The organism is Aeromonas enteropelogenes, assembly GCF_000819845.1.
Taxonomy (GTDB): Bacteria; Pseudomonadota; Gammaproteobacteria; order Enterobacterales; family Aeromonadaceae; genus Aeromonas; species Aeromonas enteropelogenes.
In genome coordinates this window covers 525890-552065 of the sequence record NZ_CDCG01000037.1, presented here as the reverse complement: position 1 = coordinate 552065, position 26176 = coordinate 525890, and the positions used below count along the sequence as shown (strand labels likewise).

The following is a 26176-nucleotide window of genomic DNA, read 5'->3' as shown; positions in this document are numbered from 1 at the left end:
TGCGGCCTTTTTGGTATGTGAGGGATCAGTGAGCCTGTTTATCGGCGAGCAGTGCCGGGCGGCGACTTAGCGCCAGATAACCGAGGCTTGCCACCAGAATGGAGTCCAGCGACGGGATCATGGTCAGGGTGATGACGCCGTTGGCGGTCAGGAAGCCGACCAGCGAGCCGAGGAGCCAGACTACAAAGGTGCTCCATTTGATGGGTGGTTCCTGGGCCAGCAGTCGCTCGTCGTAGCCCTGGCTGCGATAGCGCAGGAAATCGGCGATGTAGATGCCGGCCACCGGCGGGGTGGCAATGCCCAAAAAGAGCAGGAAGGGGATAAACCAGCTCATGATGTCCATGCTGCCGACCAGGGTCGCCAGTATCCCCAGCGCTACGGTGATCTGCCACTTGGGGATGTGCTCAAGCAGGGTGGAGACCACCAATGTCCCCTGGAACATGTTGCCGGCGTTGCCGGTGACGCAGGCAAAGACCAGTAACAGTGCTGCCGGCAGTGCCGCACCGAGTGGCGCCATGGCACCCAGCAGGGAACCTTGACCCGTGATGTTGCTCGGGGTGGCACCAGCCCAGAACAGGAGCGGGTAGGCGATCATAAAGGTGAGCGCTGCGGCGATCAGGGCATGCTTGCGGTTATGCACGAAGCTGCCGAAATCGGGCAGGGTGGCCACCAGAACTATGATGGTGCCGACCACGCTTGAGACCGCAACACCGGTCTCCATACTGCTCAGGGCATCGCCAATGGGAGCGGGCGGGGTGTCGAGTACCACGCTCAGGATGTAGCAGAGCATCAGCGCAATCACGGGCACGGCCAGCTGGGCCACCTTGCCGAGAACGGCAAAGCCAAAGGCGGTCGATGCGGTGAAGATCACGCATCCCATAGCCACCAGCAGGGGCGCTGGTACCGACCAGCCCTGCTGGGCGAGCAGATCCTGCACCGTGTATCCGAACATGTTGGCGGTGACCGAAATCCAGCCAAACAGGCTGATGGCCATCAGGATGTTGATGGCAGTCGCCCCCTTGTTGCCAAAAGAGAACTTGACGATGCCATAGGTTGGCAGTCGGGCTTTTTCTCCCACGCTGATGGTGATGGCAGAGAGGATGGCCAGGATCAGCCCCCCCAGCGCCACGACGCTGATGAGCTGCCCCTCCTGCAACTGGTTACCCAGACTGGATGAGGAGAGAAGCACCGGGGTCATGGCGATGCCCAGCAGGATCATGGTGATGTGCAGGCCGGATGCCGTTCCCGGGCTCGTGTCGGTTTTGCGCATGATGAACTCCTTTGCTTAGTCGATGTGGTGGTGACCTGTGTAATTACGCCAGCCGCCGGTTTCGGTGATCTCCCGCTGTCCCTCGACCAGCCAGGGCTCGGCCAGTACGCCCAGCACTTCCTGACCATCTTTCAGGGTGACCTTGCCAATGGAGAGGCCGGCGGGTTCTTTTTGCAGGATGTTGCCAAGTCCGGCGGGCGGCACAGCCCACAGCTCCAGGGCAATCTCGGCCCCTTCACCGGGGAAACGAACCATGCCGGGGTGGCGATCGCCGATGCTCCAGCAGCGGTAATCCGCGGTGGTGGCTGACTCGGCGACAAACTCTGCGCCGACGGCCAGCATGTTGGGATTCAGCTCCAGGCCGCGCATCAGGGTGCCGTTGACTGCGAGCAGAACCTTGTTATCAGACATGAGTACTCCTTAACGTGTGTGGTGATATGTGTCTCGTAGCGGGGCACCCGGCCCCGCCTGTCATCAGTGACCCAGAAAACGGGTGCCGGCCTGGCCAAGCACCGCCTTCCCCATGGAGGGCGGATTGGTGATAAGACCCACTCCGCCCGGACAACTTTTGAGGTAGCTCAGCATGGCCTCCACCTTGGGGCCCATGCTGCCGGCACCGAAGTGACCGTCGGCCAGCAGCTGTGTTGCTTCGGCAAGGTTCAGGTTCTCGAGCCAGCGCTGCTCCGGCGTGCCGAAATGGATGGCGACCTGCTCGACACCGGTCGGGATCAGCAGCATGTCGGCCTGCAGCTCGATGGCGAGCAGGGCAGAGGCGCGATCCTTGTCGATGACCGCTTGTGCGGCTCGCAGAGAACCGTCCTCTTCCCTCACCACAGGAATGCCGCCACCGCCACAAGCAATGACCAGCGCATCCTGCTCGAGCAGGGCGCTGATGGTGGGGGTCTCGACGATGCCAAGCGGTGCCGGGGAGGCGACCACTCGTCGCCAGCCGCGCCCGGCATCTTCGGCAATTTGCCACCCTTGCTCGGCCGCCAGCTGCTCGGCGATCGCCTGGTTCATGTGTGCGCCTATGGGTTTGTCGGGATGCGCAAAGGCCGGGTCGCGGCGATCGATCAGAGTCTGGGTGACCAGCGCTATGACCTTGGTCTGTGCCAGTCCACGGCGTTGCAACTCGTTACCCAGGGAGTTCTGGAACATAAAGCCGATGGCGCCCTGGGTATCGCCGACGGCGTACTCGAGCGGCACGGTCGGTACTTCAGCGCTGGCCAGTTCGCTTCGGCGCAGGATAAAGCCCACCTGCGGCCCGTTGCCGTGGGTCAGCACCACCCGCCAGCCAGCGGCAATCAGGTCAGCCACATGGCGAGCGGTCTCGGCAACTGCGTCGTACTGTTGGTCAAGGGCCACTTCATCACGGCTTTTGATCAGGGCATTGCCGCCCACGGCGACGACGGCGAGTTTTTTCTTCTGCATGTTTATGACTCCAGTTCGTCGGCGATGGCCGAGAGGGCAGTAACGAAGCAGGCGAGCGGTGCTGTGGTGATCCCCGCACCAATCTGGCCGACACCGGCCTGCTTGTGGGCGATCCCTGTGTTGATGACCGGCAGTATGTTGCGATCCACGACCTTGCGGGCGTCGATGCAAGTGGCCGAGCCGGCAAAGTTAAGCGCAGGCAGGGTAAAGGCCGGGTGCTGGGCCAGGGTGATCTGCTGCATCGCCATGCTGTGGCCGATGGCATCGGCCGGGGTGCCGCCGACGAACTTGACGATGGCAGGGGAGGCGGCCATGGCGAATCCGCCGATCCCTGCCGTTTCTGTGATGGCGGAATCCCCAAGATCGGCGGCCGCATCATCGACGCCGAACCCCGGGAAGAAGAGGCCGTTGACCGGATTGGCCGGAGCCTGGAACCAGCGATCGCCGGTGCCGGAGAGGCGGATGCCGAAGTTGACGCCATTACGGGCCATCACGGTCACCATGGTGCTGTGAGGCACACCGTGCGCTGCATCAAGCATCACCTTGCAGGCAGCCATCGACAGGTTCAGGAAGAAGTGATCGTTGGCGGCGATGAACGCCAGCACCTCGGGCCCGCGGGCCAGACTGGCGAGAGTCGGGGCGAGGCGCTTGAACAGCAGACCACTGGCCGCAGCGTTGCGGTTATGGCACTCGTCTCCCATGTGCAAAGCCTGGGCGATCAGCGGCTTGAGCTCAATTTCACCGCACTGTTCGAGCGCGGCAGCCAGAATCGGAGCCAGCACGTCACCCATCCAGCGCAAGCGAGTCAGCACTTCGTCGCTGTTGGCGCCAAAGCGCAGCACCTTGCCGAGTCCTTCGTTGAAGTTGCAAAACGCGCGGTTGCCGTGGGCACGGTTCTCCACCACCCAGACGGGCATAGAAGGACTGATGATGCCGGACATGGGGCCGACCGCCTGATAGTTGTGGCAAGGCTCGAGCGCAACATCGCCCCGCGCGGCCATGGCCATGGCGCTGTCGACATCCGGGGCCCAGCCTTCGAACACGATGGCGCCGGCGATGGCGCCCTGCATCGGGCCGCACATCTCGCTCCAGTCGATGGGAGGGCCTGCGTGCAGAATGCGGCGCTTGCCGCGCAGCGCCGCGATTTCACGGCTGGCGACGCTCACGCCGATCAGTGAGGGTTGAGCTTCGAGGTAGCGTTGCATCGCCTGCTCGTTGGCAGCCTGAATACGCGGATCTTCCAGCAGGGTAGCCAGCGTCCAGTTGGCGGCATCATCCCCCTCGGCGACCGGCTGCCAGGCCAGATGCAATACCTGGCCACCGGCGTCGATCAGATTGTCGGAAAAGCCCTGCAGGCCCAGACCGAGCACCCGGAGCGGTTGTTGAAACAGGGGATTGGCGGATTGAATGCTCATCTTGATTCTCACTTCAGTTGCAGGGCCAGTCGGGCAGCGAGCTGGGCGGCTTGCATGTTGCTTTGGGCGATCAATACGCCAGCCTCGCGCAGACGATCGATCTGCTGCTGGCGCGGCTGGGGATCGAGTTCTGTACCGCAGACGTGGGCGATGGCGATAAGCTGGCGTCCGGTCTGTTCGGCCTCGTGGCGGGCACGCGCCAGCGTGGCGAGCAGTTCACCGGTGGGATCGAGGCTCGCGCCGTAGCCCAGTACCACATCAAACAGCAGGATGGCGGTGGCGGGATCGGCGGCCTCCCGCAACAGGCGGGCGTTGCGCAGGGTCGGGTCGATCATGGGGTGGGGGCGACCCTGGGTAAATTCGTCATCCCCCATGTCCACCAAGCTGTGGCCGTAACCACGGGCGGGGTCTTGCAGCGCGCTTGCGCCTTTGACCGGCGCGTTGGATTCGCAGGCGAGACCGGCTGCGATGAGGGCTAGCTGGGCTTCGTAACAGAAGGTGCCCCCGGCAAAGATGCCGCGAATATCCCGCTGCCCTGGCGCCATAGCGCCGAGTGCGCTTTGCGCCTGATCCAGTGCCGCGTCATCAAGGCTGATGGAGGAGGGCTGCGGTTCATCGCGCAGGATGGCGACGGCCACATCGGCTGCATGCTGCAGGCTGGCGGCAGGGATGACACCTTGCGCTGCCAGCGCGGCGCAGTCGGCGCCAAGGAAATGCACTACGACCGGTTTGCCGCACTCGCGGGCCAGGGCCAGTACCTGCTGGCTCACCGCTTCTGCGGGTGGCTTGGAGATGAGGGTGATCAGGCGGGTGTCGGGGTCTGCTGCCAGCATCCGGAGCGCCTGCTGCATGCTCAGGCCGCCGATCTCCTCGTGCAGATCACGCCCGCCGGTGCCAAGCGCCTGGGAGACGCCTTCACCCAGATGATGAATGCGGCAGCTCACTTCTTGCAGACCGGTACCGGAAGCCGCCACCAGACCGATAGTGCCGCGGCGTACCACGTTGGCAAACCCCAGCGGCATACCGTTTACGATGGCAGTGCCGCAATCAGGCCCCATCACCAGCAGGTCTTGCCGGGCAGCAAACTCCTTGATGGCGAGCTCTTGTGCTTCGGGCACATTGTCTGAAAACAGCATGACGTTCATGCCAAGGTGCAACGCTTTGAGCGCCTCGGCGGCGGCGTAGCGACCGGGTACCGAGATGAGGGCGAGGTTGGCGTCGCTGTCGCGCTCCTTGCCCATGGCCAGGGAGGTAGCGGGACGCTGGCCCACGGCACCGGGGGCGTCGTCGACCGGTGCCGGACGCAGCAGTTCGTCGGCCAGTGCCAGTGCCTGCTGGCCAATGGCTTCATCGGCCAGCAGGGCGATCAGCAGATCGCTGGGTTTGGCCACCACGGAGATCGCCATCCCCGCATCGCGCATCCGATCAAGGTTGGCCTCGGTTGCCATGGCGACCGAGGCCTGACGCACGCCCTCCAACCCGCTCAGGCGGGAGGAGATCTGCATCAGCGAGACGGAGTCCTTGTAGAGATTTGAATAGATTTTGTAATGCAACATGCCGGTGTTTCCGTAATTAACGGGTGTAGAAGGCCCGGACCCGGTCACGGGCCCTCTGTCAGTCAGTAGAGAACGGGGCTGTGAGCCCCCGGGGTCAGCCCTTGAGGGCAGTGACCACGTGTGCGGAATCGCTGACCCAGCCGACGATGGCGCCCTGGGCCTGGATCATCTCGAGGGTGACCCGGTGAAATTCGGGGAAGTAGGAGGCGCAGCAATCGGCCGGGATCAGCAGCTCATAACCGCGGTCGTTGGCTTCACGGGCGGTGGTCTGCACACAGACTTCGGTGGTGACGCCGCAGATGATGAGCGAGCGGATGCCGCGCGCTTGCAAAATCAGGTGCAGGTCGGTGGAGTAGAACGCCCCCTTGCCCGGCTTGTCGATCACCGGTTCGCCCGCGATGGGATAGAGCTCCGGGATGATGTCGTGTCCCGCTTCCCCTTGCACCAGAATGCGGCCCATGGCGCCTTGCTCACCGATGAAACGCTTGCCGCCGCGAACCAGCTTGGCGGGCAGACAGTCGGTCAGATCCGGACGGTGGCCTTCGCGGGTGTGGATGACCAGCATGCCGTTGGCACGGGCTGCGTCGAGGACCTTGCGGCAGGGGTCGATGGCCCGTCGCACAAGGGAGACATCGTTCCCCAGGGCATGGCCAAATCCATTGGGCTCGACGAAATCACGCTGCATGTCGATCACGATGAGGGCGGTGGTGGCCGGGTCGAAAGTGAAATCGAAAGGCTGTGCACTGATACGCTTGTTCATGGTGTTCTCCTACGGGATGGATGATTCATGTGGCCAGTCTATGGAGGGCTAAGCGGGGCTGCGCAGAAAGAAATTGGCTCCAACCAACAAAAGATTTGAGGGATGGCATTTCACCACGGTGGCACAATGGCGCAAACCGCGATCACCACTGGTGTTGCGCCAGGGCAGGCCTCCATTCCTCCGGATGTGACTATCGATAAAGAGGATCCCGGAACTGTGATCTGCTTCGCCAATCTGTATTCAAGGAGCATCTTTTGTCGTTCTTTTCCCTTTCCGCTGTGCGGGGTTGTGAACGTGTTCGAGCCATTCCTGTTTCGAGTATTCTGACCGTGCACTCCCGCTTCGAGCGCAGTTGTAATCTGGTCTCATGCCAGGGGGAATGGCTCACGCTGCTGGTATGCGACATGCCGTTGCCTCCTGCAGGGGTGGTGCTTGCAACGAGGCAGCTGCCCGATGCATTGCAACCGGGTAGCCGTTGGCGCTGGTGCGGGAGTACGCTCCAGGGGTGTGACGGCGAGATCGCATTAGCCGATTGCCGATGGCACTCGACTTGCCTGACAGGAGAGCGAATCCTGGGCACAGCCCTGTTGTCTGCACTGGATCACTTCTTGGTGCAAAATCCTCCTGCTGGCGGCTTCTGGGCGCAGTGGCATGGCAAGGATCGCGACTATCTGACCGCATCGCTGGTGATGCTGGAGAACGGGTTGGGGGGAGTGGAAGACGAGCTGACCCCGGCACTTATTTCCTTGCTCGGTTATGGCCATGGTTTGACCCCATCCGGCGATGATTTTCTGTTGGGAGTGTTATTTGCGCTGGAGAACCAGGCCCATCCACGTCGTGACGAGCTGATCGTTGCCCTGAGCCCACTGCTTGGTCGCACGACGGACATTAGCGCAGCCATGCTGAGATTGGGAGCTGCAGGCCATTATGGCGAGCGTTTGCTGCAACTGGCGGCAGCGCGAGGAGATGACATCTTCACGGCCATCGAACAGGTTGCCGATTATGGCCACTCATCGGGTCATGACATGCTGTGCGGTGTTCGATATGCGCTGAGCCTTGCCCATGAACGGGCAAGATAGCCACAGATTGCCTCAGATGGGTCTGATGTGGAATGTTGCTGCATTTCCTGGTGTGGCTTGAGGGCCATCACGCCACGGCTGAATATTCACAGATTGTTCTGAGCCAAAATGACCAAGGGGTTGGCATCATGACGATGCCAACCCCTTGTTTTGTATGGCGCTCCCGACTGGAGTCGAACCAGTGGCCTGTCCCTTAGGAGGGGACCGCTCTATCCTACTGAGCTACGGGAGCCTTGTGGCGGGCATTATACAAGAAGCCGCTCCCTTTTAAACCCTTGATTCTTATTCCAATACTGCCAAGTCCCCGTTCTGGATGTTGAATGGCGAATATTTGTTCTGGCTGCTGATGATGGCGCCATCGTCGAACACCTGCACCACCTCGAACAATCCTGCGGCCGGGTTGCGCATCATGCGCGACTTGCCGTAAGGGTCGATGAAGTCGGCGTTGTGCTGGACGCGGAATTGATCCCCCAGCTTGACCCCGTTGCGCCTGCCCAGATTGATGTAGGGGCCCCGTTCATTATGGCCGACGATCCGGGCGGTGACGGGGGCGCAGCTGAGCTGGCTGACCAGATCCTGCGCCGCCTGCTGCAGCTGGTAATTGACCTCCTGGCCGTAGCTCGATTGCCAGAACTGGCCACCGCTGCTGCCCACCTGTGCCCGCTTGTCAAAGGTCCAGGTGGCGCGGCCCTGATATTCCTTGCGGCTGAGCAGGGAGCCGTTGATACCGTCGAACAGATAGAGCTGCATGCGAAAATTGCGCACCGGATCTTCAAACCAGCTGGTCAGCTGGTTGCCCTGGGGTTCGATGGAGAGGTCGTCGATGCTGCCGAGTACCAGATACTGGCTGTCGGTGCGCAGGCTCAGCGCCTTGATCTCCTCAAGGGCGCTGCGGTCCCCCTGTTGCAGATGAAGCGGGTCGATGCGCAGGTTCTCGTCCAGCCACTGGCGCACGGCCACTCCTTGCGGGGCGTTGGCCAGGTTTTCGAACATGCGCCGCGACAGATTGGCGGGCATGTCGTCGAGGGCGCCATAGCTCGCCTGATCCGGATTGCGCATGCGCAGCCTGACCAGCGTCAAATCCTTGGCATAATGCTGGGTCTGGCAGATTTGGCGTTCCGCCTGAATGTCGGCCACCAGGGTGATGTACATGCGGCCGTTGCGCACCTCTTCCCGTTTGAGCCGGTATTGACGGATGTCGCCGCCGGAGCGGATCTGGATCTGCTCGGATCGCAGGCTGCCATTTTCCAGGCGCTGGATGCTGGAGACGGCGGCGCCACTCGCCAGCAGCGCCTGACGCAGGGCATCGCGGGTCGCCTGCTCGCGGGCATAGGCTTCATCCCCCAAAATGGCGGCGCTGCCCTGGGCTTCAATAAGCTCGGCATGGGCGCTCAGGCTGGCCAGCAGCAGGGTCAACAGCAGCGGTAATTTCATAACAGATACCTTGAAGAGGCGGGCAGAGGGCATTGTTTGATGCAATGGCGTCACTGGCCGACATAATTCACAACACGGGTTCGCCCTCTGCGCGGCGCAGGGACGATAATTAAAAAGCAAGATCCATGCCTCATTCCCGGCTCAAGCTTTGCGCCGGTTGTCCGATAACAAGTCAGGTGCAGATACAGGAACAGGTATCCATGAACAAACTCATCACGGCGTTGGCGCTCGCCCTGGCATTGACCGGGTGCGGCTCCGACCCCATCAATCGGGATCTGGGTGATCCCCGGCAGGCGGCAAAGGGGATGGAACTCAACTGGCTGGTGGCCCGCATGACCGATCAGTTGATGGAGCGCAAGTCTCTTACCACCCTGACCGAGCCCATCGCGGTGGCTTCCTTTGTCGATCTCGATACCCTGCAGGACACCAACTGGATGGGCCAGCAGATCGAGGAGAGCTTTATCTACGAGCTCAACCGCCGTGGGGAAGTGGTGGTGGACTTCAAGCTGACCGGCAGCATCAAGGTGACTCCCCAGGGGGATTTCGTGCTGAGCCGCAACTACAAGGAGCTCTCCTCCCGTCTACCCATCTCCCGCATCCTGGTCGGTACCTTCAGCCGCAACAAGCAGGGGATCCTGGTCAACGCCCGCATCATCGACATGCGCACCAAGATGGTGGAGACCACGGCCCAGAGCCTGGTGCCGCAACAATATCTGGTCGGTGCCAACAATTCGTTTGGCCGGGCCTCCATCAACCGCGGTTATCTGATGCGGGGCAGCCAGGTCGGCCCCAGTGGGCATCTGGTCAACCTGACCCCGTAAGGAGCGAGTCATGAAGATCCTGTTTGGTTGCCTGCTGGCCCTGATGCTGGCCGGTTGCAGTGGCAATCGGGTGGTGGATTACACCCAGGGCGGCAAGCCCGATGATTTTCCGGTGCTCAAGGCGGTCGGTTATGCGGTGATCGATATCCAGCCCGGCCCTTCCCAGTCCGAGAAGATGTTGCAGGCCATTCGCGCCTCCAAGATGGACGCCTACCGCGAGCTGGCCGAACAGCTCAACGGTCAGCAGGTACGGGCCCACAGCAGCTACAAGGACTTGACCCAGACTTCAAACGCACTGGATGTGTCGGTGGCCGGCATGGTGCGTGGTGCCCGGGTGGTGGCTACCTATCCGCGCGGCAACACCTATGCTACCGAGATGGAACTCGATACCCGCGCCCTCTACAACATCAACCAGCTGATGGCGGGCCAGTTCTGATTCCTCTTTGGGCAGACATAGGCTGAAGTGGCAAAATAAAAGGCGAACATGATGTTCGCCTTTTTGTTGCTTTACTGGTCTGTCAGTTCAATCAGCTGCCCAGCAGCACCGGCGGCACCGTGGTCGGTTTCACGTCTTCGCTCGGGTAGCAGCCCAGCACCTTGATATAGCGGGTGATCTTGGTCAGCTCCACCAGGGCGGCTTGCATGGCCGGGGTTTGCAGGTTGGCGGAGACATCCAGGTAGAACATCTCTTCCCACGGGTTGCCCTGCACCGGACGGGATTCCAGCTTGGTCATGTTGATCTCGTGGCTGCGCAGCACCAGCAGCGCCTCTACCAGTGAGCCCGGTTTCTGGGAAGTAGACATGATGAGGGTGGTCTTGGCCGGGATCTGGGGCGCCACGTCGATGGGTTTGCGCGCCACCACGATGAAGCGGCTGTAGTTCTCCTTCTGGTTGGCCAGCTGCTCGGCCAGCACGTCGAGGCCATAGAGTTCACCGCCGGCGGCGCTGCCGATGGCCGCGGCCTCGGGGCTTGCCAGCTCCTTCACCTTCATCATGGCGCTGGAGGAGGAGTCGCAGATCTCGTGGCGCGCTCCTTCCAGCTTGCTGAGGTAGTGGGAGCACTGCTGGAACACCTGCGGGTGGGCATAGAAGGTCTTGATGCGTTCGATCTCGGTCGGCACGGCGGTGAGGATGCAGTGCTCGATGGGGTAGGTGAGCTCGCCGACGATGGAGAGGCTGGTGTGCTGCATCACGTCATAGACTTCGTTGATGGAGCCCGAGCTGGTGTTCTCGATGGGCAGCACACCGAAGGCGGCGCGACCCGATTCCACTGCATCCAGCACCTCGCGAAAGTTCTGGCAGTTCACCTCGATCACCTGATCCTTGTAACGGGCCAGGTACTTGCGGGCGGCGAGGCTCGAATAAGAACCGCGCGGTCCCAGGTAGGCGACGCTGGTCATGGGCTCCTGCTGCTCCGGGTTGAGCAGGCTCTGCAGGTAGGCCTGCTGGGAGAGCACGGAATCCTCGATGATGGTGTGGTAGATGCGAGTGATGTACTGGGCATCCAGGCCAAGCTGACGGCCCTGCTGGATCAGGGCGACCAGCAGATCCTGCTCGCGCTGGGGATCGCGGATGGGGCGCGGGTTGGCCTGCTTGGCCCGGGCAACCTCGATGCTGAGGGTCTTGCGTTTTGCCAGCAGGGCAAGCAGCTCCTGATCCAACCGGGTAATGTCTTGTCTGATCTCGTCGAGCGTTGCCATGATTGTTCCCTGTCCAAGTAATTATTTGATATATATGCAAAAAAAAGCCTCCACAGGGGAGGCTCGATTCGTCTTTGCTTTCTGTTCACGAGAGCTGTTTACAGGACGATTAGCCTTCCCTCAAACGGGCCGGATAAACGAGAAAGCAAAGAAGAATAGGGTTTGCATGGTCATAATCCTCATTGTAACGCCTTAACCATTAAGGGATTTGGCGATTTGATGCAAGTAAAACTTGCCCGCGGAACGGGAAGGGGGCAGGGTATCCGGTGACGCGAATGGGCGTGTCCGAGAGTGGTTTGGCTCCCTCTGGTCCATTTCGCACGATGCGGGAGAGATACGGTATGGCCATTATTTTTGATCTGGGGCGTGTGGTGGTGAGCTGGGATCCGGTTGCCATCGTCAGTTCGGTCCGTGGACCCTTGGAAGCCGAACGGTTGGCACAGCAGTTGTTTGAACATCCGGACTGGCAGGAGGTGGACAGAGGGACCCTGTCATTGCACACCATGGCACGCCAGGCCGAGCAGCGCACCGGCCTGAGTGCGGCCGACAACCTCGCCATTTTGCAGGCGGTACCGTCCTCCCTCAGGCCGGATCCCGCTATGCTAACCCTTATAGAGGAGCTGCACGGCGCGGGGCACAGCCTCTATGCCCTCTCCAACATGGGGCACGCCAGCATCGACTGGCTGGAGCAACATGAGGATTTCTGGCGTTTTTTCAGTGGCAAGGTGGTCTCTGCCCGAGTGCGCATGATGAAACCCGAGCCGGATATCTACCGCTATCTGCTGGTGTCGTTCGATCTTGCGCCGTCCGATTGTCTCTTTATCGACGATACCCCGGCCAACGTGACTGCCGCCGAGACGCTCGGGATCCGGGGCATGGTGTTTTGTGATGCGGTGCGCTGCCGGCAGCAGCTGGTTGAACAGGGCTACTTGCCCGCAACAGACAAGGGGTAATGCCCTTTTGGGAGCCTTATGGAGCATGGCCGGTTTCGCAACTGGTTGAGTCACTACCCGCAGGCGACGCTGATCATCGCCTGTCGGGATGGCAGTGGCTACCAGCTGTGCGTCGAGGCGGAAGGGGAGTGCCAGTGCCTGACCGACAGCGAGGGGGGCTCCCTGACTTTCACTTCCCTTGAGCAGGCAGAGGGCTTCTTGCGAGCCCATCAGGTACATCAGGCCAGATTGCGGATTTATGACACCCATGGAGAGGATATGGTGCTCCAATCGCAGGAGATCGTCATAAAGTTTTGAATTTAACCGGACTCTTTAAGGGTCTATTCAGCTAATTGTCAGCACAATAATCCACCTTTTTACCATCCGGAGCTGTTTTAATGGATGCCAATGTTGTTGTGCTGAATCAAGGATACGATCAGGCGTTTCAGGCCAGGGAACAGCAGTTGATCGATCAGTTGTCAGCCTATGATGATCTGGTTATCTCCTTTTCAGGCCGGTTGGAATCCTGTTACTGCATCGATTTGTGCCGGGCCAGTGGCGTCCGGATCCGGGCCATGATCATGGATACCCCCACCCGCAGCCGCAGCGAAGTATCCCGCGCTATCCGCTATTGCCGGCGTTATGGCATAGAGCACTGGATCGTCAAGACAGATGAGATGATCTTCTGCGATCAGTTGTCGCAACTGGACGAGATCATCGATCCCGTTCGCCGTCTTTGTGAACACAGGGCTACCCATCCAGAGTGGGCGACACTGCCATTCCTGCTGCCGGGGACTGCGGAGGAGCGGGCCGGGTACATAGAGATGTTCGGCTCCATCCCGGAAGACACCATCTGGCTGATGGCCGATCATGGTTTTACCAAAAGAGACGTGCGCTACGGCTTTAACAAGCGCCAGCTGGAAGGTCTGGGCAAGGGAGGCAATGGCTGCCTCAGCCACCGTTTTGCCCACCCCAGCCAGTTGCAACCGCATCATTTGCGCATGGTCGATCAGGCGGAGCAGATACTGGCCGATATGGGGTTCGACGAGGCCCAGGTCTTCTTTCATATCCTCTGCGATGGCCGTGAACTCACCTGCAACAGTGGGCCAACCCTGGCCAGGGTACGTCTGCCCGAGCATCAGCGGGCCCGGGCATTCGACATGCAGCCGGACATTCTGCAGGCCCTCAGGGGAACCCTGTTCGATCTGGTCACCCTGGATATGGTGCCTCACGAACGCCACGAGCTGGCGATTTAGTCCGGCGAGGGCGTCGCCAGCTTGCCCGGAGAACGTGAGCCCCGTCATAGGCAAGGCGTGACAGGAGTGTTTATACTGTCGCCCTTTCAATGATATCGAGTCCCGACCCTATGAAATCTTTGTCCCGTCTGCTGGTTGCCCTGTGCCTCACTCCTGTGCTGGCACAGGCGGCTCCTCTCTCTCAGGTGACCCTGCCCGATGGGCGCCAGGTCCAGCTCAATGATGACTTCACCTGGGAGTATCTGGTGGTCAAGCAGGCTGAGCCGGTCAAGGGGAACGAGGCGCTCGCGAAATCCGGCGCTGTGGTGGCGGTGGCGGCTCCCGTGCTGACCGAGCAGGCCAAGGCCCACCCCGAGCTGCTCTCCCAGGCGGTCCGTGATGGCATCATGGTCAAGCTGGACAAGGTTGAGGGCACGGACCCCATGGCGCTGAGCTTTCAGATCAGCAACACCGGCACCCGCAATGTGGTCGGGGTGCGCGGCTGGGTGACGCTGTTCAGTGCCGACGGGGTACAGCTGCAGCGTCAGGAGGCGCGTTTCTGGGTCGCCGAGAACCGTCTGCCCGAGACCTATCTGCGCAAGGGACAGGTACGTCCGGCACGTGGTCTCGAGGTGTCGCGTCCGGCCGGGCTGACGGGAGAACCCCTGGTACGGATCGAAATCGACGAGGTGGTTTTCCGCTGATCCCCTGATCTCCTGACCCGGCTCACTTGGTCCGGGTCAGGGCAGATGTTGCCGCCGTCATCACCTGCAATATCTGCTTACATCTGACATGGTTTGGCAACAGCTTGCCGCTCGGCATTGCCGCAGCCTGTTTGCACAATGACTCCATACCAGCTCTGACGAGCTTACCCATGGAGTCAATCACATGAACAAAACTGCAATCTCTCTTCTGGTCCTGGCCGGCTTCGCCTCTACCTCCGCACTGGCACAGGATGCGTTCAGCTACGCCAAAGGGTCGGCGACCTGGGCACACACCAAGTCTGACTATCTCAACGGCAAATCCAGCAACGATAGCAAGGGAACCCGTGATTTCGGCGGCATGAGCCTGGATCTCTCCAAGAGCTTCGGCTCCAACTTCTACGGCCGTGCCGGCACCGAATTTACCTCCCGCAACAATGGCAACGACAGCATGTCCATCTCCAGCGTCGGTGTCGGTGTGTTCACCCCCTTGAGCAGCGGCCTCAACCTCTATGGTGAGACAGGTTTGACCGGCTATCGCCTGGAGCGAGAGCTGGCCCATGATGTCAATGGATGGGATGCGGTCGCTCGCAAGGATAGCGGCAGCATGTACGGGGAAGTGGGTCTGCGTTACGACATCGGCAATGTGGAGCTCTCCACCGCCTATCGTTACGCCAACATGACCGATGATATGCACGACTTCAAGGTGGGTGGTGCCTACAAGTTCAACCAGAACTGGGCCCTGACTGCCGATTACACCTATCGCAACTGGGATCTGCAAAAAGGTTCCATCTCCAGCCTGGGTGTGAAGTACAGCTTCTGATGCGATGAACTCCGTAGTGTCTTTGATGTTTGCCCATGGCGATGGCCATGGGCTTTTTTTTTGTCTGATGATGCTTCCTTGCTTGTCCCTGTGCCGTATCGGTTTGCAGTAGTTGTACAACTTCCTTTTTTTTGTATAACTGCTATAACTGAATCAAGGCTTATACAAGGGGTGTCATCATGTACAAGATTAAAGTCGGGATCAGTGCCTGCCTGCTGGGACAGGAGGTGCGGTTTGACGGGGGCCACAAGCGCTCCAGTTTCTGTGAACGGGATCTTGGGGCTCACTTTGACTATCACCCCGTCTGCCCCGAGATGGCCATCGGCCTGGGTGCCCCTCGCGCCGCCATCCGGCTGGTCAAGCGTCATGGCGAGATACGCGCCGAGGCGAGCAACGGCAGCTTCGATGTCACGGATAAATTAATCGCTTTCAGCGAGCAGAAGGCGCGCCAGCTCGACTTCATCTCCGGTTATATCCTCTGTGCCAAATCTCCCAGCTGTGGCATGGAACGGGTCAGAATTTATGGCGCCAATAATGAGGGGAGCACCAAGGAGGGGGTAGGCCTGTTTGCCAAGGCATTGATGGAGGCCAACCCCCTGCTGCCAGTGGAGGAGGATGGCCGGTTGTGCGACCCCATCCTGCGGGAGAACTTCGTGCTGCGGGTGTTTGCCTATCACGACTGGCAACAGCTCTGCGCGCGCGGGCTCAGCGCCGCCGCCCTCATCCGATTTCACTCCCGCTACAAGTATCTGGTGCTCTCTCATGCCACCACTCACTACCGCGCCCTCGGGCAGATGCTCGGCAATCTGGGCAAGGCCAATCTGGAGGAGGTGGCGGAGCGCTACATCAAGGGGTTGATGGCGGCGCTGACCTTGCGGGCAAACCGGCGCAGCCACACCAATGTGCTGATGCACCTGCAAGGCTACTTCAAGCGGGTGCTGACCCCGGCCCAGAAGCAGGAGCTCAGCGACACTATCGACAAGTACCGCACCGGTATTTTTCCGCTGCTGGTGCCGCTGACCCTGATCCGCCACTACCTGCGGGAGTATCCCAATCCGTATCTTGCCGAGCAGGTTTACCTCAATCCTCATCCCGATACGCTCAAGCTGCGTTACGGGCTATGAATGCTGTGTGAAGGTCCCGGCAGCTGGCCGGGGCCTCTCTCCCAACCTTTGATGGACGTCGTTATGTCTGATTTACCGCAAGCCGCTTCCCCTTTGTCTGATGAGGGGATCTACCCCATCCGTGAGGTTTCCCGCCTCACTGGCGTCAATGCCGTCACCCTGCGTGCCTGGCAGCGTCGTTACGGTCTGGTACAGCCGGCCCGCACCGAGAAGGGGCACCGCCTCTACAGCGAGCAGGATATCCGCCAGATTGGCGAGATCCTGAGTTGGCTGGAGCGGGGAGTGAGCATAGGGCAGGTGAAGGGACTGTTGAGCGAGCCCCACTCCCAGCCGGTGAGCGATCACTGGCAGCAGACTCTGGAGCAGTTCAGTCGGGCACTGCTCGCCTTCAACCAGCGCAAGGCGGAGGCGCTGCTCAATGATCTGCTGGCGAGCTATCCCTTCGAGCTGGTGCGCAGCCGGGTGCTGCAACCGCTGGTGGAGCGGCTGCTTGGCCTTTGGCGCGAGCGAGCCGATGGCGAGCTGCTGCAACAGGTGTGGCTGGGCTGGCTGCATACCCGCTTCGCTCGCCATCTCATCGAACAGGAGAAGGGCGTCCCCGTCACTCTGGCGAGCTGGGGGCAGGTGGGCCCGCTCGATCTGGTCTGGGCGGCCTATGAGCTGATTGGTCTGGGTTACGAGGTGCAACTGCTGGGGGCGGTCGAACCTCGCCATGTCGCTCTGCTCGAGGGGCGCTCCACACCCCCCTGGCTGGTGCTGCTGGGGGCCGGGCTTGGCAAGCAGGAGCTGGCCACCGGGTGGCCCACCGGCACCCGCTTCTTTGGCGAGCTGGGGCGCCTCTATGACGGCGACTGGCAGGCCGCTCACGGTTGGAAAGCCACCCTGGGCGAGGCGATAGCGGACGAGGCTGTCGTGGGGACCACCAGCGGACGCGGGAGGCAAAAGTCATGAAACTGGTCTGGTTTCGCAACGACTTGCGCCTTGCCGACAACCCGGCCTTGCGTCATGCCTGTGCCGGCGAGGAACCGGTCGCGGCATTGTTTATTCTCTCGCAGACCCAGTGGCAAGCACACAAGCTGGCCCCCGTTCGCCAGCGTTTCATCCTGGCGCAGGTCGATGAGCTGGGCCGCGAGCTGGCGGCGCTCGGCATCCAGCTCCATTTGCTGCGGGTCGAGACTTTTGCCGAAGTGCCAGCGGCGTTGGCTGACTTAAGTCGCGATCTGGGGGTGACCCGCCTCTACGCCAATCAGGCCATCGAGATCGACGAGCAGCGTCGGGATCGGGCCGTCAGTGCCGTGCTGGCGGAGCAGGAGATTGCTTGCCACTGGTTCAACGGCTGCTGCGTGCTGCCGCCCGGGCGAGTGCTGACCGGCTCGGGGGAGATGTTCAAGGTCTATACCCCCTTCAGCCGCGCCTGGCTCAAGGCTCTCGAGGAAGATGGCTTTGTCATTCACCGCGCTCCCGAGCCGCGCGGTGCATCACTGCCGTGGCAGCCGCTGGCCGAGCGGGAAGTTGTCGATGCCGCCCTTGGCGAGCTGACTTCGGATCCTCGCTGGCCGGTGGGGGAGGCCGAGGCTCTGCGCCGTCTGAACACCTTCCTCGATGACGCTGTGCTCGACTATGGCGAGACCCGGGACTTTCCGGCCCTGGCGGGCACTTCGGTGCTCTCCCCCTATCTGGCGGCCGGTATCATCAGTCCGCGCCAGTGCGTAGGGGCACTGCAAAATCGGCTCGGCTATCGACCCCAGTCGAAGGCGCAGCCCGGATTTGTCTGGCTCAACGAGCTCATCTGGCGCGAGTTCTATCGCCATCTGCTAGTGCTGATCCCAAGCCTCTCCATGAATCGCCCCTTCAAGGCGGAGACGGCGGCCCTGCCGTGGAGCTGGGACCCGGATGCCTTTGCCGCCTGGTGCGAGGGACGCACCGGCTACCCCATCGTCGATGCGGCCATGCGCTGCCTCAATGCTACCGGCTGGATGCACAACCGGCTGCGGATGATAGTGGCGAGCTTCCTCACCAAGGATCTGCACATCCACTGGCGGCTTGGGGAGGACTACTTCATGAGCAAGCTGATAGACGGCGATCTGGCGGCCAACAACGGCGGCTGGCAGTGGGCGGCGGGCACAGGTGCCGATGCGGCCCCATACTTTCGGGTATTCAACCCCACCACCCAGGGACAAAGATTTGATCCACAAGGGGAGTTCATTCGTACCTGGGTCACTGAACTGGCCGATGTGCCCGCCGCCTATCTGCACCAGCCTCACGACTGGCTGCGGCTCAAGGGGCGGCAGGATTATCCGGCCCCCATGGTGGATCACGCCGTCGCCCGGGTGAGAGCCATCGAAATGTTTCGCTTCCTGGAGAAATAACATGGATGAGCCGCTGGCCCGCTTCGTCGCCCTCTATCAGCAGCTGGACAGACAGCAGTTGCACCGATTGTCCGAAGTCTATGCCGACGAGGTGATCTTTATCGATCCTGCCCACCGCATCGAGGGACTGGCGGCGCTCAGCGACTATTTTGCCGCCCTCTATCAGCGCCTCGCCTATTGCCGTTTTGTCATTACCAGTCAGCAGCAACAGGGGCGACAAGCCTGGCTCGGCTGGACCATGACCTTCTCCCACCCAAGGCTTCGTGGCGGCAAGCCAGTGACAGTGGAGGGGGCGACCCGCCTTGAATTCGACGAGCAGGGCAAGGTCTGCCTGCACCGGGACTATTTTGACCTCGGCGCCATGCTCTATGAGCAGTTGCCGCTGCTCGGATCCCTGGTGCGGACCATCAAGGGGAGGTTGGGGGCATGAGCGGCCGGGTACTGATCACAGGAGCCACCTCCGGCATCGGCCGCCAGCTGGCCCTCGATTACCGGCGCTCAGGCTGGCAGGTGTGGGGCTGTGGTCGCGATGAGGAGCGGCTGCTGGGGCTGGAGAGTGAGGGCATCACCCCCTTGCAGTTTGATACCCGAAATCCAGCGGCCATGAACGCAGTGGCGGGCACTCTGCCTGCGCTGGATCTGCTGATCCTCAATGCCGGTAATTGCGAATATATGGAGTTGGCTGAGGGGTTTGACGGCGCCCTGTTTGCCCGGGTTATCGAGACCAATCTCATCGCCACCGGTCATGCGCTGGCCGCCTTTCTGCCACTGCTGGGGGCGGGGGCCCGTCTTGCCATCGTCAGCTCGTCGGTGAGCTGGCTGCCGCTGCCAAGGGCCGAGGCCTATGGCGCCTCCAAGGCGGCCCTCGACTATCTGGCTGATACCCTGCGGCTCGATCTGGCCGGCAGAGGGATCGGGGTTACCCTGATCCGCCCCGGCTTTGTGGAAACGCCGCTCACCGCAAAGAATGATTTTCCCATGCCTTGCCTGGTGCCTGTGGAAGAGGCGTCCCGCGCCATCATGGACGGGCTTACCGCCGGTCACCATCAGATCCACTTTCCCCGTCGTTTCATCTGGCTGCTGCGCCTGCTTGGTGCGCTGCCGGTGGGACTCTGGCTGCGTCTTGGCAGCTCGCTTGTGTCGAAAGGACGCCACTCATGAAGAGAAAGATAGCCATCGTCGGTTCGGGGATTTCAGGGCTGACCGCCGGTTTTTTGCTCCACAAACTGCACGACATCACCCTGTTCGAGGCGGCGCCGACCCTGGGGGGCCACACCGCCACCGTCGACGTGGAGCAGGGCGGGCGACGTTACGCCATCGATACCGGCTTTATCGTGTTCAACGATCGCACCTACCCCAACTTTCTGGCATTGCTGGCGCGGATCGGGGTGGCACGGCAACCGGCCGAGATGAGCTTCTCGGTGAAAAGCCCGCAGGGGCTCGAGTACAACGGTCACAACCTCGATACCCTGTTCGCCCAGCGCAGTAACCTGTTGAGTCCGCGGTTCTACGGCTTCGTTGCCGAGATCCTGCGCTTCAACCGGGAGGCTCGCGCCTGGCTGGTGGACCACCAGACCCTCGATGTTGGCTCCGAACTGACCCTGGGGGATTTCCTGCAGGCGGGGGAATTTAGCGACTACTTCGCCCGTCATTACATACTGCCGATGGGGGCGGCCATCTGGTCATCCACCCTGGCCGATATGCGGGCCTTCCCCCTTGGCTTCTTCCTGCGATTTTTTGCCCATCACGGCCTGCTGGAGGTGGCAAACCGGCCCCAGTGGTACGTCATTCCCGGTGGCTCGCGCGAATACATAGGGCCGCTCACGGCGGGATGGCAGTCGCAGATCCGGCTGGCTTGCCCGGTAGCGGGGATCCGGCGAGTGACGAATGGCGTCATTGTCCAGAGCCGTGATGGCGAGGAGCAGTTTGACGAGGTGATATTCGCCTGCCACAGCGACCAGGCGCTGGCCCTGCTGACGGATGCGAGCGAGCGGGAGCGGGCCATCCTCGGCGCCATGCCCTATCAGGCCAATGACGTCTGGCTCCACACCGACGCAACTTGCCTGCCGGTGCGCCGCAAGGCGTGGGCCAGCTGGAACTATCAGCTCGGTGATGATGACGGCGCACGGCCACTGGTGAGTTACAACATGAATATCCTGCAGGGGGTGAGTTCACCCGAGCCCTTCTGCGTCAGCCTCAATCCCGCAGGGCGGGTGGACGAGAGCAAGGTATTGCGCCGCTTCGTCTATCACCATCCAGTGTTCAATCAGAGCTCCATCGCCGCCCAGCAGCGGCGACCAGAGATCTGCGGCCAGCGGCACACCCACTTCTGCGGTGCCTACTGGTACAACGGCTTTCACGAGGACGGGGTGCGCAGCGCCCTGGATGTAGCCCGGCGCTTCGGGGCCGAGCTATGAAAGGCGCAACCACGACTGCGAGGGACGGGAGCAGCGCCATCTGGCAGGGCTCGGTGCGCCACCGCCGCTTCGCGCCGAGGGCTCACGCCTTTTCGTACAGCCTCTTCATGCTGGGACTGGATCTCGATGAACTGCCGGGCCTCGAGCAGGGAAGATGGTTCGCGGTGGAGCGGGTCGGGCTGCTCTCCTTTCGTCGTCATGACTATTTGCGGGGGAGCGAGGGCTCCCTCAAGCAGGCGGTGTGGGACAAGGTGGCCGAGCTGGGCGGCGATGCCGACCCGAAGGGGCGGGTGCTGCTACTCGGCAACGTACGTTGCTTGGGGTTTTACTTCAGTCCAGTCAACTTCTACTTCTGCGATCGGCAGGAGGAGACGCGCTACTTGCTGGCCGAGGTCTCCAACACCCCCTGGAATGAGCGCCACTACTATCTGCTGGATCTGGCGGCGCTGGCGCCCCACGACAAGGATTTTCACGTCTCCCCCTTCATGGAGCTGGCCATGCGCTACCACTGGCGGATCCGCCCGCCCGCGCAGGAGACGCTGATCCACATCGAGAGCCATCCCGTATCCGGGGAGGCCAAGCTGTTTGACGCCACCCTGGCGCTGCGCCGCGTGCCGCTGTCGCGCAAGGAGCTGGTGGCGCTGCTGGTCCGCTGGCCCTGGATGACCATGAGGGTGCTGCTCGGTATCTACTGGCAGGCCCTGCGCCTTTTTATCAAACGAACCCCCATCTTCACCCATCCGGAGACTCGCTAATGGAACTGGTGCAATCTTCTGTTTCTGCCTCTTTCATCGACAAGGGGGCCAGGCAATTGTTGCTCAATTTGCTGGGGCGGCTCGACCAAGGCCAACTGCTGCTGCGAGATGGCCGCGAGCGTCACAGCTTTGGTGATGCAACCAGTGATTTGCATGCCGAGCTGGTGGTGCTGGATCCGGCCTTCTATCGCCGCCTGCTGCTGGGGGGCAGCATCGCTGCCGGTGAAACCTGGGTAGAAGGGCTCTGGACCAGCCCGGATCCGGTGGCGTTGGTGCGGTTGCTGGCCCGCAATCTGCCGCTGCTCGACAGCCTGGAGCGGCGCCTGGGCTGGCTCAGCTTCCCGTTCAACAAGGTGCACCACTGGCGGAGTCGCAATACCCTAACCGGGTCGCGCGCCAACATCGCCGCCCACTACGATCTCGGCAACGCTCTCTATCAGGGTTTTCTCGACAGCCATATGCAGTATTCGTGCGCCATCTATCCAGGGGCAGAGGCCACCCTGGAAGAGGGGCAGCAGGCCAAGCTGCGCACCATCTGCGAGCGGTTGGAACTGGGGCCTGACGATCATCTGCTGGAGATCGGGACCGGCTGGGGCGGGCTGGCCGTCTTTGCCGCTCGCCACTACGGCTGCCGGGTGACTACCACCACCATCTCCCAGGCCCAGCACGACTATGCAAAAGAGTGGATCGGGCGGGAGGGGCTCGGTGATCGCATCACCTTGCTGCTGGAGGATTACCGCAAGCTGGAGGGACGGTTCGACAAGCTGGTCTCCATCGAGATGATAGAGGCGGTGGGTCACGCCTTTCTGCCGGACTACTTTCGCCAGCTGTCGCGCCTGCTTAAACCCGGTGGGCGCCTGCTCATTCAGGCCATCACCATCGCCGATCAGCGCCATGCCCAGTATCTGCGCGGGGTCGACTTCATCCAGCGCTATATCTTCCCCGGTGGCTGCCTACCGAGCGTCTCCCAGATGGCGGGGTTGCTGGCGCGCGAAACCGACATGCAGCTGGTACGGCTGCACGATCACGGTCATCACTACGCCCGCACTCTGGCCCTCTGGTGCCAGCGCTTTCTGGCGCTGGCGCCCGAGCTGCCTGCGCTCGGCTACAGCCAGGACTTCATCCGGCTGTGGCACTTCTATTTTGCCTATTGCGAGGGGGGATTCTGGGAGCGCACCATCAGTCTGGTACAGCTGGAGGCGGCCAAACCCGGGCCGCTCAGCTGGTCGGGAGACTTGCCGGTAAGCGGTCACTGACCATGTGGCGGTGGGCCCAACTGCTGGGGTTCAACCTCTACTGGTTGCTGGCGGTGAAGTGGCAGCTGCCGGGTCCCTTGCTTGCGATGCTGCTGCTTCATTTTCTCTGCTCGCCAAGCCGCAAAAGGGATCTGCGACTCCTGCCCATGGCCCTTGTAGGTAGCCTGCTCGATCTGCTGCTCTGGCGGCTCGGGCTGTTCGATTTCAAGGGCGGTTTTCCGCTCTGGCTGGCGCTGCTCTGGGTCGGATTTTTCCTGACGCTGGCCCATGGCATGCGCTGGCTACTGCGATTACCCCGTTGGCAACAGGGGCTGTTTGGCATGCTTGGGGGGACGGTCTCCTATGTGGCGGGAGCCGAGATGGGAGCAGTACACTTACCCTGGGGCATTGGGATCAGTGTGGCCTTGTTGGCCGTGATCTGGATGTGGTGGTTACCCCTACTACTGTGGGTAATGGTCAAGCTGGAGGGTGAGTCAAGATGAACACCTTTTCGACCGACACTTTGTTGTTTTCCAAGTGGACCAAAGAGAGCCAGTACGAGCTGACTGATCGCTTCTATCTGGTGGTGGCCTGCCAGCGGGATGCGCAGGGGCGGCTGATGCAGGTGGTGATGCAGGATATCAATACCCTGCAGGAACAGGAGATGGATTGGCATGAACTGGAAGATCCCAGCCATTGGCACATGGGGTGGAACTAGCCTGCTGGTAGTGGTGCTGAATCTGCACCTGGCGACTGCCGCGCAGGCTTCTGCCGTCCCCTGGCAACAGTTGCGTCCGGTCGGCCAGGGGGAGATGAACTGGCTCTGGTTCAAGCTCTATGACGCCACCCTCTACAGCGAGAGTGGCCGCTATCAGCCGAGCCATTATCCGCAGGCTCTGACCCTGACCTATGCCAGAGCCATCGAACGTGAGGATCTGCTCAGCGCCACCGCCGAAGAGTGGCTGCGACTCGGTCTTGGCAGTGATGCCGATCGCCAGCGCTGGCTCGGGCAACTTGCGACCCTCTGGCCGGATGTAGCAGCCGGTGACAGGCTGACCTTCTATGTCGACAAGGCAGGAACCGGACACTTCTGGTGGCAGGAGCAGCTCCTCGGCTCTCTCGACGAGCCGCAATTCTCCGCCGCCTTTCTGGCGATCTGGCTGGCGGATAACAGCCGGGATCCAGCCCTTACCCGCCGCCTGCGCGGCCAACCCTGATGCCGGAGCTCTTTATGTCTTGCTACCGTCGATATCGTCTTCTCGCTTTGTTGCCACTCATGCTGCTGACCGGATGTGGTGCCAGCCTCGATGACTACCGTGGCCAGGGTCCCGAGTGGGATCTCGCCCGTTTCTTCAGTGGCAAGCTGGTAGCCCATGGCCTGGTCACAGACCGCAGCGGCGAAGTGACCAGTCGCTTTCGGGTCGAGATGGAGGGGCGTTGGCAGGAGGGCAAGGGAGAGCTGTTCGAGCAGTTCCATTTTGACGATGGCCGCCAGCAGACTCGCACCTGGTATCTACGCAAGGGGACGAATGGCCACTGGCGCGGCAGCGCATCGGATGTGGTGGGGGAGGCGGTGGGCAAGACGGAAGGTTTTGCCCTCAACTGGCGTTACCAGCTCGATCTGGCGCTGCCGGATGGTGAAGTGGTACGGGTGAGCTTCGATGACTGGATGTATCTGCTGGATGAGGATCGCTTGCTCAACCGGGCCAGGATCAGCAAGTTCGGCATTGAACTCGGGGAAGTGCTCCTCTATATCGAGCGCAAGCCATAGCCTTGTGGCCGGACAAACCCCAGTAAAAAGCGCGCCAGTGGCGCGCTTTTTGTTACCGTCGGAGCCCAGGCGCTCAGATGATCCGGTTCTCTTCCAGCATCTTGCGACGGGCCTCTTCTTTGGCCATCTTCTTCTTGCGGTTGTCACAGGGTTCGGGGCAATCGCACTCTTTCTCGATGCCCACGCTGCCCAGGCCACCGCAGGAGCCGGAGATGCTCTTCTTCTGGAAGATGTAGCCGATGGCCATGGCCACTACTACCGCCAGAAACACCCCGAAGGTGATCAGAAAAATCTGCATGTTGCTGCCTCTTACTTTTTAACCAGATAGGGCTTGAAGGCGTCGGAGTAGGCCTCTTCAAAACCCTTGTCGGTCTTGGTGATCACGAAGATCGCCAGTCCACGTTCGTTGGCGTAGGCCAGGCTCTTCTCGGTCCCCATCACCATGAACACGGTTGCCAGCCCATCCGCCGTCATGCAGGAGGGGTGGATCACGGTGACCGACACCAGACGATGCTGGATCGGCTTGCCGGAGCGCGGATCTATGGTGTGGGAGAAACGCTGGCCATCCAGTTCGTAATAGTTGCGATAATCGCCGGAGGTGGCAACGCCGTTGTCACCCGGGACTATCACTTCTTGTACCGTGCCGGTGCCCGCGGTGGGTTTCTCGATGGCCACGCGCCAGGGATGGCCCTTGCCATTGACGCCATTGATCCTCAGCTCGCCGCCGATTTCAACCAGATAGTTGCGGGCCCCCAGGGACTCCAGGTATTCGGCCACCTTGTCGACGCCAAACCCCTTGGCGATGGCGGACAGATCCACGTAGAGATCCGGCACATCTTTTTGCAGGGTATCGGCATCGGCGGAGGTGATGACATGCAGATTGCCGAGCCCGGTCTTCTGACGGGTCTGGGTGATCAGCTCGTCGCTCGGGACCTTGGTCGGCCGTTTATCCGGGCCAAAGCCCCACAGATTGACCAAGGGGCCAACGGTGACGTCCAGCGCCCCCTGGCTCTCACGGCCAATGTGAATGGCCTCAGTGACGACTCGAGCGGTGTCTCGCGACACTACGACCGGTGTGGAGTCACGATGCTGGTTGAAGCGGGAGAGCTCGGAATCGGGACGATAGGTCGACATCTGATCGTTCACCCGCTCCAGCAGCACATCCACTTCGGCCTGCAACTTGGCCGGATCGCTGATGACGTCATCCGCCACCTTGATGGAGTAGTAGGTTCCCATGGTGCTGCCGGTGATATGGATCTCCGGCTTGCTCTGGACCGTTTCCTGACCGCACCCAGTCAAGAAAAAGGCTAGCCCGAAGGCTAGCCAGGTCTTTACAACGCTGTGCATG

At 61.4% G+C, this 26176-nt stretch carries 30 protein-coding genes, 1 tRNA gene and 1 other annotated feature; of the genes, 20 read left to right on the top strand and 11 right to left on the bottom strand.

The window, feature by feature from the left end; translation table 11 throughout:
* Nucleotides 1–25: 25 nt before the first annotated feature.
* From BN1123_RS15320 to BN1123_RS15295, 6 genes are all read right to left on the bottom strand, one after another.
* A complete protein-coding gene (locus BN1123_RS15320) occupies nt 26–1270 on the bottom strand; it encodes a cytosine permease (protein ID WP_042028065.1) in 1245 nt (414 codons plus the stop codon).
* Between the two features lie 15 nt (nt 1271–1285).
* On the bottom strand, nt 1286–1681 hold the full coding sequence (locus tag BN1123_RS15315) for an allophanate hydrolase-related protein (protein WP_042028063.1): 396 nt from the start codon (nt 1679–1681) through the stop codon (nt 1286–1288).
* A gap of 63 nt (nt 1682–1744) precedes the next feature.
* Complete coding sequence (locus BN1123_RS15310; RefSeq protein WP_042028062.1) at nt 1745–2701, bottom strand: carbamate kinase; 957 nt, start codon at nt 2699–2701, stop codon at nt 1745–1747.
* A gap of 2 nt (nt 2702–2703) precedes the next feature.
* A complete protein-coding gene (locus BN1123_RS15305) occupies nt 2704–4116 on the bottom strand; it encodes a YlbE family protein (RefSeq protein ID WP_042028061.1) in 1413 nt (470 codons plus the stop codon).
* An 8-nt stretch (nt 4117–4124) separates the two neighbouring features.
* On the bottom strand, nt 4125–5672 hold the full coding sequence (gene fdrA, locus BN1123_RS15300) for an acyl-CoA synthetase FdrA (protein ID WP_042028060.1): 1548 nt from the start codon (nt 5670–5672) through the stop codon (nt 4125–4127).
* Between the two features lie 94 nt (nt 5673–5766).
* Nucleotides 5767–6432 (bottom strand): cysteine hydrolase family protein, encoded by a 666-nt coding sequence (locus BN1123_RS15295; RefSeq protein ID WP_026456678.1) that lies wholly within the window; start codon nt 6430–6432, stop codon nt 5767–5769.
* Nucleotides 6433–6686: 254 nt separating this feature from the next.
* On the opposite strand from BN1123_RS15295, the gene BN1123_RS15285 reads away from it, so the two are divergent.
* Complete coding sequence (locus BN1123_RS15285) at nt 6687–7511, top strand: oxamate carbamoyltransferase subunit AllH family protein (protein WP_156130625.1); 825 nt, start codon at nt 6687–6689, stop codon at nt 7509–7511.
* A gap of 155 nt (nt 7512–7666) precedes the next feature.
* Here the strand turns inward: BN1123_RS15285 and BN1123_RS15280 are convergent.
* A tRNA-Arg gene (locus BN1123_RS15280) sits at nt 7667–7743 on the bottom strand.
* A 50-nt stretch (nt 7744–7793) separates the two neighbouring features.
* A complete protein-coding gene (locus BN1123_RS15275) occupies nt 7794–8945 on the bottom strand; it encodes a flagellar assembly protein FlgT (protein ID WP_042028057.1) in 1152 nt (383 codons plus the stop codon).
* Nucleotides 8946–9145: 200 nt separating this feature from the next.
* On the opposite strand from BN1123_RS15275, the gene BN1123_RS15270 reads away from it, so the two are divergent.
* On the top strand, nt 9146–9766 hold the full coding sequence (locus BN1123_RS15270) for a FlgO family outer membrane protein (protein WP_042028055.1): 621 nt from the start codon (nt 9146–9148) through the stop codon (nt 9764–9766).
* Between the two features lie 10 nt (nt 9767–9776).
* Nucleotides 9777–10202, top strand: coding sequence for an LPP20 family lipoprotein (locus BN1123_RS15265; protein WP_042028052.1), 426 nt, complete (start codon nt 9777–9779; stop codon nt 10200–10202).
* A gap of 91 nt (nt 10203–10293) precedes the next feature.
* On the opposite strand, the gene pheA is transcribed toward BN1123_RS15265, so the two are convergent.
* A complete protein-coding gene (gene pheA / locus BN1123_RS15260; RefSeq protein ID WP_026457150.1) occupies nt 10294–11466 on the bottom strand; it encodes a prephenate dehydratase in 1173 nt (390 codons plus the stop codon).
* Between the two features lie 38 nt (nt 11467–11504).
* Nucleotides 11505–11638 (bottom strand) — a sequence feature (Phe leader region).
* 169 nt (nt 11639–11807) lie between these two features.
* Here pheA and BN1123_RS15255 point away from each other — a divergent pair.
* The 17 genes from BN1123_RS15255 to BN1123_RS15175 all read left to right on the top strand — a co-directional run bounded on the left by BN1123_RS15255 (nt 11808) and on the right by BN1123_RS15175 (nt 24828).
* Complete coding sequence (locus BN1123_RS15255; RefSeq protein WP_042028048.1) at nt 11808–12419, top strand: HAD family hydrolase; 612 nt, start codon at nt 11808–11810, stop codon at nt 12417–12419.
* Between the two features lie 18 nt (nt 12420–12437).
* Entirely contained in the window at nt 12438–12716 is a 279-nt protein-coding gene (locus BN1123_RS15250; RefSeq protein WP_026457152.1) for a DUF6482 family protein, read from the top strand.
* An 80-nt stretch (nt 12717–12796) separates the two neighbouring features.
* The gene (locus tag BN1123_RS15245; protein WP_042028047.1) at nt 12797–13654 is read left to right on the top strand and encodes an adenine nucleotide alpha-hydrolase family protein; all 858 of its coding nucleotides are present in this window, start codon (nt 12797–12799) and stop codon (nt 13652–13654) included.
* A 110-nt stretch (nt 13655–13764) separates the two neighbouring features.
* Entirely contained in the window at nt 13765–14337 is a 573-nt protein-coding gene (locus tag BN1123_RS15240; protein WP_042028045.1) for a DUF3157 family protein, read from the top strand.
* A gap of 184 nt (nt 14338–14521) precedes the next feature.
* On the top strand, nt 14522–15157 hold the full coding sequence (locus BN1123_RS15235; RefSeq protein ID WP_026457154.1) for an outer membrane beta-barrel protein: 636 nt from the start codon (nt 14522–14524) through the stop codon (nt 15155–15157).
* 179 nt (nt 15158–15336) lie between these two features.
* Nucleotides 15337–16281, top strand: coding sequence for a YbgA family protein (locus BN1123_RS15230; protein ID WP_042028044.1), 945 nt, complete (start codon nt 15337–15339; stop codon nt 16279–16281).
* A gap of 63 nt (nt 16282–16344) precedes the next feature.
* Nucleotides 16345–17232: a MerR family transcriptional regulator gene (locus BN1123_RS15225; protein WP_042028042.1), complete on the top strand. Its 888-nt coding sequence runs from the start codon at nt 16345–16347 to the stop codon at nt 17230–17232.
* The gene (phrB, locus tag BN1123_RS15220) at nt 17229–18650 is read left to right on the top strand and encodes a deoxyribodipyrimidine photo-lyase (RefSeq protein ID WP_042028041.1); all 1422 of its coding nucleotides are present in this window, start codon (nt 17229–17231) and stop codon (nt 18648–18650) included. Before BN1123_RS15225 ends, phrB begins: the two co-directional genes overlap by 4 nt.
* 1 nt (nt 18651) lies before the next feature.
* Nucleotides 18652–19080, top strand: coding sequence for a nuclear transport factor 2 family protein (locus tag BN1123_RS15215; protein WP_042028038.1), 429 nt, complete (start codon nt 18652–18654; stop codon nt 19078–19080).
* Nucleotides 19077–19811, top strand: coding sequence for an SDR family NAD(P)-dependent oxidoreductase (locus tag BN1123_RS15210; RefSeq protein ID WP_042028037.1), 735 nt, complete (start codon nt 19077–19079; stop codon nt 19809–19811). Before BN1123_RS15215 ends, BN1123_RS15210 begins: the two co-directional genes overlap by 4 nt.
* Complete coding sequence (locus tag BN1123_RS15205) at nt 19808–21067, top strand: NAD(P)/FAD-dependent oxidoreductase (RefSeq protein ID WP_042028033.1); 1260 nt, start codon at nt 19808–19810, stop codon at nt 21065–21067. Before BN1123_RS15210 ends, BN1123_RS15205 begins: the two co-directional genes overlap by 4 nt.
* On the top strand, nt 21064–21822 hold the full coding sequence (locus BN1123_RS15200) for a DUF1365 domain-containing protein (protein WP_042028030.1): 759 nt from the start codon (nt 21064–21066) through the stop codon (nt 21820–21822). Before BN1123_RS15205 ends, BN1123_RS15200 begins: the two co-directional genes overlap by 4 nt.
* On the top strand, nt 21822–23078 hold the full coding sequence (locus BN1123_RS15195) for an SAM-dependent methyltransferase (RefSeq protein WP_042028029.1): 1257 nt from the start codon (nt 21822–21824) through the stop codon (nt 23076–23078). The genes BN1123_RS15200 and BN1123_RS15195 overlap by 1 nt, the downstream gene beginning before the upstream one ends.
* A gap of 2 nt (nt 23079–23080) precedes the next feature.
* The gene (locus tag BN1123_RS15190; protein WP_042028024.1) at nt 23081–23560 is read left to right on the top strand and encodes a DUF2878 domain-containing protein; all 480 of its coding nucleotides are present in this window, start codon (nt 23081–23083) and stop codon (nt 23558–23560) included.
* Nucleotides 23557–23775 (top strand): TIGR02450 family Trp-rich protein, encoded by a 219-nt coding sequence (locus BN1123_RS15185; protein WP_026458099.1) that lies wholly within the window; start codon nt 23557–23559, stop codon nt 23773–23775. Before BN1123_RS15190 ends, BN1123_RS15185 begins: the two co-directional genes overlap by 4 nt.
* Nucleotides 23732–24274, top strand: coding sequence for a chalcone isomerase family protein (locus BN1123_RS15180; RefSeq protein ID WP_042028021.1), 543 nt, complete (start codon nt 23732–23734; stop codon nt 24272–24274). Before BN1123_RS15185 ends, BN1123_RS15180 begins: the two co-directional genes overlap by 44 nt.
* A 14-nt stretch (nt 24275–24288) precedes the next feature.
* Entirely contained in the window at nt 24289–24828 is a 540-nt protein-coding gene (locus tag BN1123_RS15175; protein ID WP_026458097.1) for a DUF3833 domain-containing protein, read from the top strand.
* Nucleotides 24829–24901: 73 nt separating this feature from the next.
* Here the strand turns inward: BN1123_RS15175 and nqrM are convergent, their stop codons facing one another.
* Together nqrM and BN1123_RS15165 are read right to left on the bottom strand one after the other, a co-directional pair.
* Entirely contained in the window at nt 24902–25126 is a 225-nt protein-coding gene (gene nqrM, locus BN1123_RS15170; protein ID WP_026458096.1) for a (Na+)-NQR maturation NqrM, read from the bottom strand.
* Nucleotides 25127–25137: 11 nt separating this feature from the next.
* Nucleotides 25138–26175: an FAD:protein FMN transferase gene (locus BN1123_RS15165; RefSeq protein ID WP_042028013.1), complete on the bottom strand. Its 1038-nt coding sequence runs from the start codon at nt 26173–26175 to the stop codon at nt 25138–25140.
* Nucleotide 26176: the final 1 nt, after the last annotated feature.